General features: G+C 69.7%; 11 protein-coding genes. 7 read left to right on the top strand and 4 right to left on the bottom strand.

The window, feature by feature from the left end:
• Nucleotides 1-21 precede the first annotated feature (21 nt).
• Nucleotides 22-1,572: an amino acid permease gene (locus tag OG798_RS14465; RefSeq protein WP_328757156.1), complete on the bottom strand. Its 1,551-nt coding sequence runs from the start codon at nt 1,570-1,572 to the stop codon at nt 22-24.
• Between the two features lie 251 nt (nt 1,573-1,823).
• Between OG798_RS14465 and OG798_RS14460 the strand changes: the two genes are divergently transcribed.
• The 3 genes from OG798_RS14460 (at nt 1,824) to OG798_RS14450 (ending at nt 4,452) form a co-directional block, all read left to right on the top strand.
• The gene (locus tag OG798_RS14460; RefSeq protein WP_095855621.1) at nt 1,824-2,474 is read left to right on the top strand and encodes a PadR family transcriptional regulator; all 651 of its coding nucleotides are present in this window, start codon (nt 1,824-1,826) and stop codon (nt 2,472-2,474) included.
• Nucleotides 2,475-2,665: 191 nt separating this feature from the next.
• The gene (locus OG798_RS14455) at nt 2,666-3,679 is read left to right on the top strand and encodes an ATP-binding cassette domain-containing protein (RefSeq protein WP_095855622.1); all 1,014 of its coding nucleotides are present in this window, start codon (nt 2,666-2,668) and stop codon (nt 3,677-3,679) included.
• Complete coding sequence (locus tag OG798_RS14450) at nt 3,676-4,452, top strand: ABC transporter permease (RefSeq protein ID WP_267061339.1); 777 nt, start codon at nt 3,676-3,678, stop codon at nt 4,450-4,452. The genes OG798_RS14455 and OG798_RS14450 overlap by 4 nt, the downstream gene beginning before the upstream one ends.
• A 16-nt stretch (nt 4,453-4,468) precedes the next feature.
• On the opposite strand, the gene OG798_RS14445 is transcribed toward OG798_RS14450, so the two are convergent.
• Both OG798_RS14445 and OG798_RS14440 read right to left on the bottom strand, forming a co-directional pair.
• Nucleotides 4,469-5,317: a siderophore-interacting protein gene (locus OG798_RS14445; RefSeq protein WP_095858194.1), complete on the bottom strand. Its 849-nt coding sequence runs from the start codon at nt 5,315-5,317 to the stop codon at nt 4,469-4,471.
• Between the two features lie 207 nt (nt 5,318-5,524).
• Nucleotides 5,525-6,457, bottom strand: coding sequence for a 5'-3' exonuclease (locus tag OG798_RS14440; RefSeq protein ID WP_257017373.1), 933 nt, complete (start codon nt 6,455-6,457; stop codon nt 5,525-5,527).
• Between the two features lie 120 nt (nt 6,458-6,577).
• Between OG798_RS14440 and OG798_RS14435 the strand changes: the two genes are divergently transcribed.
• The 4 genes from OG798_RS14435 to OG798_RS14420 all read left to right on the top strand — a co-directional run bounded on the left by OG798_RS14435 (nt 6,578) and on the right by OG798_RS14420 (nt 12,596).
• Entirely contained in the window at nt 6,578-7,657 is a 1,080-nt protein-coding gene (locus tag OG798_RS14435; protein ID WP_267061338.1) for a quaternary amine ABC transporter ATP-binding protein, read from the top strand.
• On the top strand, nt 7,650-10,259 hold the full coding sequence (locus OG798_RS14430; protein ID WP_328757151.1) for an ABC transporter permease/substrate binding protein: 2,610 nt from the start codon (nt 7,650-7,652) through the stop codon (nt 10,257-10,259). The genes OG798_RS14435 and OG798_RS14430 overlap by 8 nt, the downstream gene beginning before the upstream one ends.
• Nucleotides 10,260-11,168: 909 nt before the next feature.
• On the top strand, nt 11,169-11,750 hold the full coding sequence (locus tag OG798_RS14425; RefSeq protein WP_121416661.1) for a helix-turn-helix domain-containing protein: 582 nt from the start codon (nt 11,169-11,171) through the stop codon (nt 11,748-11,750).
• 111 nt (nt 11,751-11,861) lie between these two features.
• Nucleotides 11,862-12,596 (top strand): helical backbone metal receptor, encoded by a 735-nt coding sequence (locus OG798_RS14420; protein ID WP_267063792.1) that lies wholly within the window; start codon nt 11,862-11,864, stop codon nt 12,594-12,596.
• 36 nt (nt 12,597-12,632) lie between these two features.
• Here OG798_RS14420 and OG798_RS14415 read toward each other — a convergent pair whose 3' ends face one another.
• The gene (locus OG798_RS14415) at nt 12,633-13,625 is read right to left on the bottom strand and encodes an aldo/keto reductase (RefSeq protein ID WP_267061336.1); all 993 of its coding nucleotides are present in this window, start codon (nt 13,623-13,625) and stop codon (nt 12,633-12,635) included.
• Between the last annotated feature and the right edge of the window lie 92 nt (nt 13,626-13,717).

The following is a 13,717-nucleotide window of genomic DNA, read 5'->3' as shown; positions in this document are numbered from 1 at the left end:
AGGCTCGGGCGGGGGAGAGGTTCAGGCGTACGAGGCCGGGACCGCCTCGGGAGTCTCGGCCACCGGTGTCCGCGCCCGGTAGGCCCGGTAGGCGGCGCCCGCGACCAGCGTCAGGCCCAGGAACAGCACCGTGAACCACTGGAAGTACCAGTGCCCGCCGGCCGGGTCGTACACCGCCGCGCGCGGCCAGGCGAGGTTGACGGTCATGAAGAGGCCGTAGACGAGGGCGATCGCGTTGACGGGGAGGCCCCAGCGGCCCAGCGAGAAGAGCGGGGCACCCCTCTCGTCGGTGCCGTCGGCGGTGAACTGCCCGCGCAGCCGGCGCACCAGCAGCGGACCGGTCACCATCGCGTACGCCAGGTACAGCATCACGATGCAGGTGGTGCCGATCGCCAGGAAGGCGTCGGGGGAGGCGAAGTTGAGCAGCAGCAGAGCGGCGGCGAGGACGCCGACGACCAGGGCGGGGGCGCTCGGCATGCCGGTGCGCGGGTTGACCGCGCGGAGGCGGCGGGAGAAGGGGAGCTGGTGGTCGCGGGCCATCGAGAAGAGCATGCGGCAGGCTGCGGTCTGGATCGCCAGGGTCGCCACCGCGATGGCCACCACGACGTCGGCGAGCAGCGCGCGGCCGACCCCGTCGCCGAGGCTGCTGGTCAGGACATAGCTCAGACCGTCGACGCCGAGACGGCCGTCGGTGAGGCTGGGGGCGGCGAGCAGTCCGCCGAGCACGATCAGCCCGCCGAGCAGACCCGCGGCGCCGAGCGCGGTGAGGATCGTGCGGGGTGCGGTGCGGCGCGGGTGGTGGGTCTCCTCGCTCATCTCGCCGGCGCTGTCGAAGCCGATCATGACGTACGCGGCCATGAACGAGCCCACCATCAGCGCCCCGAACAGGCCGGTGCTGCCCTGGCCGGTGTGGAAGGTGATGCCGGGGGAGCGCTCGGAGTGGGTGAGCAGGAGCACGATGATCAGGACGGCGCCGATGATCTCGGCGGTGACACCGATCCGGTTGATCATCGACATCACACGGTTGTCGATGAGGTTCACCAGTGTGGTCAGCACGAGGAGGATCACGCCGAGGACCGCCGCGTTGGCCGCGCCGTCGGGGCTGGTGGGGGCCGGATCGCTGCCGACCAGCTGGAAGCCGGACCAGATCGCGGGCAGCACCATCTGCAGCGCGAGCGCCGCCGCCGCGACCACCACGATCTGTCCGATCACCATGATCCAGCCGGCGAACCAGCCGAAGGAGAGGTTCGACAGGCGCGAGGACCACTGGTAGATCGCGCCCGAGATCGGATAGCGCGCGGCCAGCTCCGCGAAGCAGGCGGCGACCGCCAACTGGCCCACCAGCACGGCCGGCCAGGTCCAGAAGAAGACGGGGCCGCCGAACGCGTACCCGAAGGCGAAGAACTGGAAGACGGTCGTCAGGACGGAGATGAAGGAGAAGCCGGCGGCGAACGAGGCGTACCGGCCGAGGCTGCGGTGCAGCTCCTGGCGGTAGCCGAACTCGGCCAGGGAGCGGTCGCCGGAGGACTCCGGAGGGTCGGGGCGTACGTCGGAGGGGGCGGTGGTGGTCACGGCGGCACCTGCCTTCGGCGCGGAAGGGTGGGCGGGGTGGGTGTGCTGGACGGCGTGAGTCGGATTCCTGTCGGGTGACAGAAATTAGGGAGTGCCTGTTTCCCTCGCGTGACACGGCCGTGTCGGGGTCGGGCCTAAGTCCTCACGCCCTTGCGGCCCGCGGGGAATCGCGATACATCGTGTGTATTGACGCTCGCGTCGCACACGCGATATGTTCGTCCACGGATATTCGGAGACGAGGTGAGGTCATCATGGCGACGAAACGCCGGAAGCTGAGCAATCCGCTGGCGCTCGCGGTCATGGTGCTGCTCACCGAGAAGCCGATGCATCCGTACGAGATCGCCCAGACCCTGCGCCGACGGGGCAAGGACACCAGCCTGAAGATCAAATATGGCTCGCTCTACACCGTCGTGCAGAACCTGGAGAAGCACGGCTTCGTCGAGGTCGCGGAGGTGCAGCGACAGGGCAACCGCCCCGAGCGCACGCTGTACGGCATCACGGACGCCGGACGTGCGGAGGCCACGGAGTGGCTGTCGGACCTGCTCGCCGTCCCGGCGGAGGAGTATCCGATCTTCGAGGCCGCGCTCTCACTGATGGGTGTGCTCCATCCCGACGAGGTGGCACGCCTGTTGGGGGAGCGGCTCACCATGCTGGAGGTGCGGGCCGCGAGTCTGCGCGGCGGTCTGGAGAAGCTCTACGAGACGCTGCCCCGGCTCTTCCTGATCGAGTCCGAGTTCAAGCTGCACATGATCGAGGCGGAGGCCGAATGGGTCCGCGGCTTCCTGGCGGAGGTCACGGCGGGCACGTTCCCGGGCGTCAAGGAGTGGCGGTCCTTCAGCGAGACGGGGGAGATCCCCGAGGAGTACCTGCAGCTGGAAGCCGGTGAGGCCGAAAGGCCGTAGCCGAACAGAGAGAAGACCCCGGCAGCGCTGTTGCAGCAGCCCCGCCGGGGTCTCGAACCCCGAACCGAACCCGCCGTGAGGCAGCTCCGGGCCGTCGAGGTGCGGCACACCCAGGATAGCCCGGCGCTCTTCACGCGGATCGGCTCGGCACACCCACCCGAGATCACCGCTCACACAGGAGAGCAGTCGTCATGAGTACCCGTGCGCCCGCGGTCGAGGCGCGTCAGCTGATCAAGACCTACCCGGGTGACGTCACCGCGCTCAGCGGCATGGACGTCACCGTCGAGACCGGCACCGTCTTCGGCCTGCTCGGCCCGAACGGCGCCGGCAAGTCCACCACCGTCAAGATCCTCACCACCCTGGCCCGTCCCGACTCGGGCACCGCCACCGTGGCCGGGCACGACGTGCTGCGCCATCCGGACCGGGTGCGCCGCGCGATCGGCGTGGTCGCCCAGAACTCCGGCGCCGACCCGGTGGCCACCGGCCGGGAGAACCTCCAACTCCAGGGCAGGCTCTACAGCTTGAAGGGCGCCGGCTTGAACCGCCGGGTGGACGAACTGCTCGACCGCTTCAAGCTCGCCGACGCGGCGCGGCGCCCGGTCAAGGGCTACTCGGGCGGCATGCGGCGCCGGCTCGACGTGGCGCTCGGTCTCGTCCACCGCCCCGAGGTGCTCTTCCTCGACGAGCCCACCACCGGACTCGACCCCGAGGCGCGCACCGCGATGTGGGACGAGATCGCCCGCCTCGCCGGCGACGAGGGGCTGACCATCCTGCTCACCACGCACTACCTGGAGGAGGCCGACCGGCTCGCCGAGCGCATCGCGATCGTCGACCGCGGGCGTGTCGTGGTCGAGGGCACCCCGGACGCCCTGAAGGGCGAACTCCGCGGTGACGCCGTCCACGTGGAACTGCGCGAAGCCTTGGGAGACGCCGGTCGTACGCTGCTGAACGGCGCCCTCACCGGGCTGCCGGGCGTGCACGAGGCGCTGTTCGACGGCCGCCGTGTCAGTGTCCGCGCCGATGACGGGGCCGCCGCCATGCCCGCCCTGCTCGGGGTGCTGGAGCGGGCCGGGGTCGGGGTCGCCGCCGCGACCGTCGCCCGCCCGTCGCTCGACGACGTCTACCTCCGCTACGCGGGCCGCCGTTACGCGGAGGCCGAAGCGGAAGGCGCCGAGAACCTCGTCCTCGCCGGAGGTGTCCGATGAGCACCGCCGTCTCCCAGACCTGGTACATGACCCAGCGTCAGCTGATGGTGTTCGCACGGCAGCCCGCCTACGCGATCATCACCCTGATCCAGCCGGTGATCTGGCTGTTCCTGTTCGGCAACCTCTTCAAGAAGGTCGTCGAACTCGGAGGCTTCGGCACCACCTCGTATCTGGACTACCTCGTCCCGGGCGTGGTCGTGATGAGCGCGCTCAGCTCCAACATGTGGGCGGGCATGGGCACGCTCGACGAGATCCAGCGCGGCACGCTCAACCGCTTCCTGACCACGCCCGTCAGCCGGGCCGCCCTGATGAACGGCAACGTCGTCAACAACGGCCTGATCACCGCGCTGCAGTCGGTCATCATCGTGCTGCTCGGCCTGCTGGGCGGCGCGGACTACCCGGGCGGCATCGGCGGTATCGCGATCCTGATCGTCGCCTCGGTCCTGCTCGGCACGATCTTCGGAGCGCTGTCCAACGCGCTGGGCATGCTGGTCAGGGAGCGGGAGTCGATCATCGGCATCAACACGTTCCTGCTGCTGCCGCTGACCTTCCTCTCCTCGGCCTTCATGGCCCCGTCCCAGATGCCCGGCTGGATGCGGCACATCGCCGACTTCAATCCGCTCAACTGGGCGATGGTGGCGGGACGTTCGGCGATGTCCGAGCATCCCGACTGGGGTGTCGTGCTCGGCCGCTCGGGCGCGCTGCTCGCACTGGCCGTGGTGGCGGTGTGGCTGTCGATCCGTACGTTCAGGTCCTACCAGCGTTCCGTGTGACCCGAGAGGCCGGGAGTCAGGAGGCGGCCGACGCGGTCGCCTCCTGCTCCGCCTCCACCTGTGCGTTCCAGTCCCTCTTGGAGGCCTGCCAGCCGTCCTCGTTGTGCCCAAGGCGCCAGTAGCCGGAGATCGACAGGTCCTCGCGCGGGATCTCACGCTCGACCCGCAGCAGCCGGCGCAGCTCCTTCACGAAGCCCGCCTCGCCGTGCACGAACGCGTGCACCCGGCCCGCCGGGAAGTCGAGGGCGCGGACGGCCTCCACCAGGGCCTCGCCGAGCGGCCGGTCGCCGCGGTGCAGCCAGACGACCTCCACGTCGGAGTCGATCTTCTGCTCCTCCTCACGCCCGGAGATCTCCACGAAGGCGCGGGCCACGGCGCCCTCCGGCAGTGCCTCCAGGGCGGCACTGATCGCGGGCAGCGCGCTCTCGTCACCGGCGAGCAGATGCCAGTCGGCGCCCGCGTCGGGCGCGTAGGCGCCACCCGGACCCATGAAGCGCACGACCTCGCCCGGTTGGACGTGCGCCGCCCACGGCCCGGCCAGGCCCTCGTCGCCGTGCACCACGAAGTCGAGTGTCAGCTCGCGCAGTTCGGGGTCCCAGGCACGCACGGTGTATGTCCGGGTCACCGGCCATTGCTCGCGCGGGAGTTCCTCGCGGATCCGCTCCACGTCGAAGGGCTCGGGGTAGGTGACACCCTCCGGGGCGAACAGCAACTTCACATAGTGGTCGGTGCTGGTGCCCGCGGTGAACTCGGCGAGGCCCTCGCCGCCCAGCACGACACGCTGCATGTGGGGGGTCAACCGCTCGGTCCGCACGACGTGCGCGGAGTGGGGCTTCCTGGACCTGCGTGCCGGACGCTCTGCCATGACGGCCTCCTCGTTCACTCGCTTAGGCTTACCTAAGTTAGCATCTCTCCCCTAGTTAACACCCCCCGTGTGAGAAGCCCATGAGCCCCCCACGCCAGGGCTTGAGTCGCGCGGTAGCCGGGGTTGAGTCCCACTCTGCAAGTAAGGCTACCCTAATTTGAGAATGTCACTCTTCTGAGTGAGGGCATGACTTCCGCCCGCTTCCGTTCACTCGCCGAGCGTGGTGAGCAACCGCTGCAGCGACCCGCCCAGACCCCAGCGCGCGGCCAGTCCCTCCAGCGCGGCCGGGTCGCGCGGCGCGTGCGGCAACGCCGTGTCGACGTCCGGCAGGGGAACGTCACCGGCGACCCGTACGACCTTGGGCGCGACCGCGACGTACGGCCGTGACTCGTCGAGCCGCTTGCGCTGAGAAGGTGTCAGCTTCGCCTTCGGATCGTCGACCGCCGCCATGATTCCGGCCAGGTCGCCGAACTGGTCGAGCAGCTTGGCCGCCGTCTTCTCACCGATCCCCGGCACCCCCGGCAGACCGTCGCTCGGGTCGCCGCGCAGCAGCGCCAGATCCGCGTAACCGCTGCCGTCGACCCCGTACTTCTCACGCAGCCAGGTCTCGTCGGTGAGCTGGAGCGTGCCCACACCCTTGAGGGGATACAGGACGCGCACCCCCCGCTTGTCGTCGACGAGTTGGTAGAGGTCGCGGTCGCCGGTGACGATGTCGACCGGGCCCTCGGCGCGACCGGTGAAGGTGCCGATCACATCGTCCGCCTCGTACCCCTCGACCCCCACGCGGGCGATGCCCAGCGCGTCGAGGACCTCCTCGATGACCGGCACCTGCGGGGAGAGCGTGTCCGGCACCTCCTCCTCGTCCGGCCGGCCTGCCTCGGTCTCCACGGCGACGCGATGCGCCTTGTACGAGGGGATCAGGTCGACCCGCCACTGCGGGCGCCAGTCCGCGTCCATGCAGGCCACCAGAGCGTCGGGGCGGTGGTCCCTGACCAGCCGGTCGATGAAGTCGAGCAGCCCGCGCACGGCGTTCACGGGCGTGCCGTCCGGGGCCTTCACCGAGTCGGGGACCCCGAAGTAGGCCCGGAAGTACAGGGAAGCGGTGTCGAGCAGCATCAGGCGTCTGGTCACGCCTCGCATCATGCCGTACGCCACTGACAGTGACCTGGACCACTCGTGTGTTTGCTCCGTGTAAGCGTGGGCAGGCGCGGCACCGGGACAACCCCGTTGCTTTTTCAACTGTCCGATCGAGAGGCACCCGTGTCATCCAGGCTTGAGGCCGAGCATTTGTACAAGGTGTTCGGGAGACGACCCGACGCCGCGGTGGAGCGACTCCGTCAGGGAGCCGACCGTGAGGAACTGCGCGCCGACGGCGCGACCGCCGCGGTGATCGACGTGTCCTTCACGGTGGAACCCGGCCAGATCTTCGTCGTCATGGGCCTGTCCGGATCCGGCAAGTCCACCCTCCTGCGCATGCTCAACGGACTCCTGGAGCCCACCGCGGGCCAGGTGCGCTTCGACGGCCAGGACCTGACCGCGCTCAGCGCCCGCGCGCTGCGCGAGGTCCGCTCGAAGAAGATCAGCATGGTCTTCCAGCACTTCGCGCTCTTCCCGCACCGCAGCGTCCTGGAGAACGCGGCCTACGGCCTGGAGGTCCAGGGCGTGCCGAGCGCCGAGCGCAAGGAACGCGCCTCCAGGGCCCTGGAGCTGGCCGGGCTGGCCGGCTGGGAGAAGTCCTGGCCCGACGAGCTGTCCGGAGGTATGCAGCAGCGCGTCGGCCTCGCCCGCGCGCTCGCCACCGACGCCGATCTGCTGCTGATGGACGAGTCGTTCAGCGCGCTGGATCCGCTGATCCGCCGCGACATGCAGGACCAGCTGATCGAACTCCAGAAGAAGCTCAAGAAGACCATCGTCTTCATCACCCACGACCTCAACGAGGCGATGCGCCTCGGCGACCGGATCGCCGTCATGCGCGACGGCCGCATCGTCCAGACCGGCACCGCCGAGGACATCCTCGTGCGTCCCGCGAACGACTACGTCGCCTCCTTCACCCAGGACGTCGACCGCTCCCGGGTCCTGACCGCCGGGGCCGTCATGGACACCGACGTACGCGGCGACGAGGCGGACTGCGACTGCGAGACCGCCACGCCCGGCACCCCCTTCGTGGACCTCTGCGCGATCAGCGCCCGCCTCACGCACCCGGTGGCGGTGCTCGACGAGCGGCGCGCACTCGTGGGCGTCGTCCACCGGCAGCGCCTCGTCGCGTTCCTCGGCGACGAGCAGGGGACCCCCGCACGCTGTGCCAGTCCTCGGGACGAGGCGGTGACGGCCGGTGCCTAGGATTCCCTTCGGCGACTGGGTCAACAGCGCCGTCGACTGGCTGCTGAACCACATGGCGTGGCTCTTCGACTTCTTCAAGACCGTCTTCCAGGGCACGTACGACGGTATCGACGCCGTCCTCCAGGCCCCCCAACCGCTCCTCCTCGCGGGCATCTTCGCGGTGATCGCGTTCTGGCTGCGCGGCACCTCCGCCGGTGTCCTCACCTTCGTGGGATTCGCGTTCATCGACTCCCTCGAACTGTGGGAGGACGCGATGGTGACCCTCTCGCTGGTCCTCGTCGCCACGCTCATCGCGCTCGTCGTCTCGGTACCCGTGGGCATCTGGGCGGCGCGCTCCGACCGGGTCAGCGGCATCGTCCGCCCGGTGCTGGACTTCATGCAGACGCTGCCCGCGATGATCTACCTCATCCCGGCGATCCTGTTCTTCGGCACCGGCGCCCCGGCCGGCATCGTGGCCACCCTGATCTTCGCGCTGGCCCCCGGCGTCCGCATGACCGAGCTGGGCATCCGGCAGGTCGACAAGGACCTCGTCGAGGCCGCCGACGCGTTCGGCACCACGCCCCGCGACACCCTGCTGCGCATCCAGCTGCCGCTCGCGCTGCCCACGGTGATGGCGGGCGTCAACCAGGTCATCATGCTGGGCCTGTCCATGGCCGCCATCGCGGGCATGGTCGGCACCGGCGGCCTCGGCGGCGACGTCAACGAGGCCATCGGGCAGCTGAACGTCGGCCTCGGCTCCGAGGCGGGCGTCGCCATCGTCATCCTGGCGATCTACCTGGACCGCATGACCAGCGCCCTGGGCACCCAGGTCTCCCCGCTCGGCCGCCGCGCCGCCGCCAAACTGCGCGCCGCGCAGGGCCTGAAGATCTGGTCCTACCGCCCCCGCGCGGCCGTCGCCGTCATCGGTGTCGTCGTGCTCGCGCTGGTCGCGGGCGGCATGGGCATGTTCGGCGGGACCGACTCGACGTCCACCGCGGCCGACGGTCAGAACGTCGGCCAGGGCAAGAAGATCACCATCGGCTACATCCCGTGGGACGAGGGCGTCGCCTCCACCTTCCTGTGGAAGGAGATCCTCGAGGAGCGCGGCTTCCAGGTCGACGCCAAGCAGTTCGACGCGGGCCCGCTGTACACCTCCCTCTCCCAGGGCGACATCGACTTCGAGACGGACTCCTGGCTGCCGACCACCCACGAGCAGTACTGGAAGAAGTACGGCAGCAAGCTCGACGACCTGGGCTCCTGGTTCGGCCCCACCTCGCTGGAGCTGAGCGTCCCCTCGTACATGAAGGGCGTCGACTCCCTGGCGGACCTCAAGGGCAAGGCCGGCACCTTCGGTGGCAAGATCACCGGCATCGAGTCCAGCGCCGGAATGATGGGCCTGCTCAAGAGCAAGGTCCTGAAGGACTACGGCCTCGACAAGGAGTACAAGGTCGTCGACAGCTCCACGCCCGCGATGCTGGCCGAGCTGAAGCGCGCGTACGCCAAGAAGGAGCCGATCGTCGTCACCCTTTGGTCGCCGCACTGGGCCTACAGCGACTACGACTTGAAGAAGCTCAAGGACCCGAAGGGCGCCTGGGGCAAGGGCGACGGCGTGCACACCCTCTCCCGCAAGGGCTTCGCGCAGGACAACCCGGTCGTCGGGCAGTGGCTGAAGAACTTCAGGATGACGGAGAAGCAGCTCACCGGTCTCGAGGCCGAGATCAACAAGGTGGGCAAGGGCAAGCAGCAGGACGCGGTGCGCGCCTGGCTGAAGCGGAACCCCGGAGTCGTCGACAAGCTGGCCCCGGTGAAGAACTCCGCGGCCGCTGCCGAGACGAAGCGTCCGCTGGACGTGGCCTGGTTCCCCTGGGACGAGGACGTCGCCGTCAGCTACCTCTGGAAGAACGTCCTGGCGCGGCGCGGCTACACGCTGAACCTCAAGCAGATGGACGTCGGCCCCGTCTACACCGGCCTCGCGTCCGGCGACCTGGACCTCAACTTCGACGCCTGGCTGCCGTACGCCCAGTCGAACTACTGGGACCAGCACAAGAACGACCTGAGAGACCTGGGCACCTGGTACCGGCCGACCTCGCTGGAGATCGCCGTGCCCTCGTACGTGAAGGACGTCAAGTCCCTCGCGGACCTCAAGGGCAAGGCCGGCACCTTTCGCGGCCGCATCATCGGCATCGAGCCGGGCACCGGCGAGATGAACCTCCTGAAGACGAAGGTGCTTCCGGGCTACGGGCTGGACAAGGAGTACAAGGTCGTCGACGGCTCCACGCCCGCGATGCTGGCTGAGCTGAAGCGCGCCTACGCCAAGAAGCAGCCCGTCGCCGTCGTCCTGTGGTCCCCGCACTGGGCGTACAGCGAGTACCAGCTCACCAAGCTCGCCGACGACAAGAAGCTCTTCGGCGAGGGGAACACGATCCGGACCATCTCCAGCAAGAAGTTCCCCGAGCAGTACCCGCAGCTCACCAAGTGGATCAAGAACTTCAGGATGAGTGAGTCCGAGCTCGGCACCCTGGAGAGCGAGATCAAGCAGCGCGGCCAGGGTCATGAGGAGGCGGCCGTCGCCGCATGGCTGACGGAGCACCCGGACGTGGTGGAGCGGATGACGCCGCAGTAGCCGCGAGGACGTTCGGCGAGGGGTGGCCGTCGGTCACGCGGGTGTCGGGACCCGTGTGACCGACGGCCACCCCTTTCGGCGTTCCCGGAGCCCCCTGTTCCGGCCCGCACTCGCGACCGACGACAGCAGTGGCTACGTACTGGCGTACGAGAAGGATCCGGACAACCACATCGCCGTACGCGGCCGAGCCGATCCGGCCGCCCTCCCGCCCGGGAACGCCGCCGAGGCGTTCGACGCGCCGCGCCCCCAGTCGCGCTGCGCCGAGGTACTCCGGACATCACCTCCGTGCCCGACGGCACGGTCGAGCTCACCGGTCACCACGGGGCATGCCGCGCCACCGACCGTGAACTCCGCGCCCCCCTCAAGGACTTCACGACCTGGCACGCAAGCCTGGACCGGCGGCCGGACCGCGCCCTGGAGTCCTGGGGCGTGCGCGGCGACATCGGTGACCGCTCGCTCTTCCAACTAGGCCCGGACAGAATGAATTTGACGGAAAGTCAGCAATGCCGTCGGGCTTCGGGAGGTGACGGACGTACGCCTATGATCCGACGACCGGGCGGGCTGATCGGCTGACCATCCGCACCCACGGCGGCAGTCACGCCCGCGCCGATCCCTCCCTCGCTCCGCTCATCGGTCCGGAGGGGCATCCGGCCCTGCTGGTCAGCCTTTTCGTCCCGCGGGACGGCGTGGCGTTGGGGGAGCCAGGGTGACTCGTCTGTTGGCGCGAATTGTGGCCCTCACCCTCCTCCGATGTGTCAGCGATGTGACGGGTGCATGAAACGGTTTGCCGAACATGCGTAGGGTGCAAACAACTCATCAGAAGTTGTGCGCCGAAGCAGCAGCCTGAGCGGCCGCCGAAGCGACAGACCGAAGCAGTGGACCGACGACGCGTGGGAGGGAGCCGGAGCAATGGGTGACCACAAAGAACAACCCCTTCGGGTGGGTGCGGCCGTCCGGCGGCGGCGCCGGGCACTGGAGCTCACGCTCGCCGTCGTGGCCGAGCGCAGCGGCCTGTCGGTGCCCTTCCTCAGCCAGGTCGAGAACGAACGGGCCCGGCCCAGCCAGAGCTCCCTGGAGAGGGTCGCCGACGCCCTGGGGACCACCGCCGTCGAACTGCTCGCGGCGGCCGACCCGGCGTGCAGTGTCGATGTCGTGCGCGCCGACTCGGGCGCCGAGTTCACTCCCGAAGCCCATATGCGCCCCCTGGTGCGCGGTCACCACCAGTTGCACGCCACGGAGTTCACCGGTGACCACGAGGAGGGCCGCGAACTCCAGCACCGCAACGACAAGTTGATGTACGTCGCCGACGGGGCCGTCGAGGTCGAGGCGGAGGGCCGCGCCCACCGCCTGGGGCGCGGCGACACGCTGTACCTCACCGGTGGGGTGCGCCACCGGTGGAGGGCGACCGTGCGGGACACCCGGGTGGTCGTGGTCGAGGTCGCCGACCACATCGAGGCGGTGGAGGACCGCCAGACCTTCGGCAGGCGCTGAGCCGTTCCCGCGCGGGCCGCGACGATCGCGAGCGGCCACGATCGCGGGCCGCTGCGATACTGGGTGCCATGCCGCCCAAGACCTCCCGTCATGTCTAGCGGGGCCGCCGGAGTGCGTGTCGTGTCCCTCGTGCCCTCACTCACCGAGGCCGTGGCCGCCACCGTCCCCGGTGTCCTGGTCGGCGCGACCGACTGGTGCAGCCGTCCGCCGGACCTCGACGTCGTGCGCGTGGGCGGCACCAAGAACCCCGCGGTCGACAGGATCGTACGGCTCGCCCCGGACCTGGTGATCGCCAACGAGGAGGAGAACCGCGAGCCCGATCTGACGGCCTTGCGGGAGGCGGGGATCGAGGTGCTGGTCACGGAGGTCCGCGAGGTGCCGGGAGCCTTCCGCGAGCTGGCGCGAGTGCTGGGAGCGTGCGGCGCGCGGACCCGCCCCCGCTGGCTGGACGAGGCGGAGGCCGCATGGGCGCGACCCCCCGTTCCCGACCGCCGTACGACCGCGATCGTGCCGATCTGGCGGCGCCCCTGGATGGTCCTAGGCCGGGACACCTTCGCCGGGGACGTCCTGGCGCGCCTGGGCGTCGACAACGCGTACGCCCACCACGCCGACCGCTACCCCCGCGTCCCGCTCCCCGAACTCCGGGCGGCCGCCGCCGATCTCGTGGTCCTGCCCGACGAGCCGTACCGCTTCACCGCCGACGACGGTCCCGAGGCGTTCGAGGGCGTGCCCTGCGTGCTCGTCGACGGCCGCCTGCTGACCTGGTACGGGCCGTCGCTGGCGCAGGCGCCGAGCCTGCTCAGCGCGGCGTTGCGAGCAGGGCCCGCGGACGCTCGATGTCGATGAGGCAGCGGCAGGACGCCAACCTTCGGCCAGGTCGGACTACTGGTTGATGCGGCTCATGTCGGCGTACCGGTCGCCGACCGGCGCCGCCACCTCGGACAGCTGCTCCAGCTGTTCGGCCGAGAGCACCAGCTCGTCCGCCGCCACGTTCTTCTCCAGGTTGGCGACCCGGCGCGTGCCGGGAATGGGCGCGATGTCGTCGCCCTGCGCGAGCAGCCACGCGAGCGCGACCTGAGCGGGCGTTGCGCCGAGCTGCTTGGCGACGTCGTCCACCTGCTCCACGATCCGGATGTTCGCCTCCAGGTTGTCCCCTTCGAAGCGCGGGTTGGACCGGCGCCAGTCGTCGGCGTCGAGTTGGTCGAGCGAGCGGATCGTGCCGGTGAGGAAGCCGCGGCCGAGCGGCGAGTAGGGCACGAAGCCGATGCCGAGCTCGCGCACGGTGGGGAGCACTTCGGCCTCGGGGTCGCGTGTCCACAGCGAGTACTCGGTCTGCAGGGCGGTCACCGGGTGCACGGCGTGCGCGCGCCGGATGGTGGCGGGCGCCGCCTCCGACAGCCCGTAGTGGCGGATCTTGCCTTCCTCGATCAGCTCGGAGAGCGTCCCGACCGTGTCCTCGATGGGCGTCTGCGGGTCTATCCGGTGCTGGTAGTAGAGGTCGATGTAGTCGGTGTTCAGGCGTCGCAGCGAGCCCTCGACCGCCCGCCGCACGTTCTCGGGGGTGCCGTTCAGTCCGAGGACCGGCTGCCCGTTCTCCTCGGGCACGAGGTGGTCGATCTGGCCGAACTTGGTGGCGATGACCACCTCGTCGCGGTGGCCGGCGAACGCCTTGGCCAGCAGTTCCTCGTTCGTGTAGGGACCGTAGATCTCGGCGGTGTCGAAATAGGTGATGCCCAGCTCCATGGCGCGGTGGATCGTGGCGATCGCCCCGGAGTCGTCGGTGCCGGCGCCGGTGTAGCCCCCGGACATGCCCATGCAGCCGAGGCCCAGACGCGAGACCTCGAGCCCCTCGCCTCCCAGGGTGATCTTCTTCATGCGGATGGCGTTTCCTGATAGAGACTGATCTTGTAGCCGATGGCGGTGAGCCGTGCGCCTGCCGCCACGTGGCATATCCGCCGTCGAGTGGG

The sequence above is a fragment of the Streptomyces sp. NBC_00271 genome (assembly GCF_036178845.1).
GTDB lineage: Bacteria > Actinomycetota > Actinomycetes > Streptomycetales > Streptomycetaceae > Streptomyces.
The sequence above is the reverse complement of the archived record's forward strand: the minus strand, read 5'-3'. Positions and strand labels throughout refer to the sequence as shown.

What these genes read in the sequence shown, in the direction of transcription:
- OG798_RS14455 (WP_095855622.1), top strand. Translation starts at nt 2,666, where the DNA reads ATGAGTACCCGTGCGCCCGCGGTCGAGGCGCGTCAGCTGATCAAGACC.
- OG798_RS14425 (WP_121416661.1), top strand. Translation starts at nt 11,169, where the DNA reads ATGGGTGACCACAAAGAACAACCCCTTCGGGTGGGTGCGGCCGTCCGG.
- OG798_RS14415 (WP_267061336.1), bottom strand. Translation starts at nt 13,625, where the DNA reads ATGAAGAAGATCACCCTGGGAGGCGAGGGGCTCGAGGTCTCGCGTCTG.
- OG798_RS14445 (WP_095858194.1), bottom strand. Translation starts at nt 5,317, where the DNA reads ATGGCAGAGCGTCCGGCACGCAGGTCCAGGAAGCCCCACTCCGCGCAC.
- OG798_RS14450 (WP_267061339.1), top strand. Translation starts at nt 3,676, where the DNA reads ATGAGCACCGCCGTCTCCCAGACCTGGTACATGACCCAGCGTCAGCTG.
- OG798_RS14440 (WP_257017373.1), bottom strand. Translation starts at nt 6,457, where the DNA reads ATGCGAGGCGTGACCAGACGCCTGATGCTGCTCGACACCGCTTCCCTG.
- OG798_RS14460 (WP_095855621.1), top strand. Translation starts at nt 1,824, where the DNA reads ATGGCGACGAAACGCCGGAAGCTGAGCAATCCGCTGGCGCTCGCGGTC.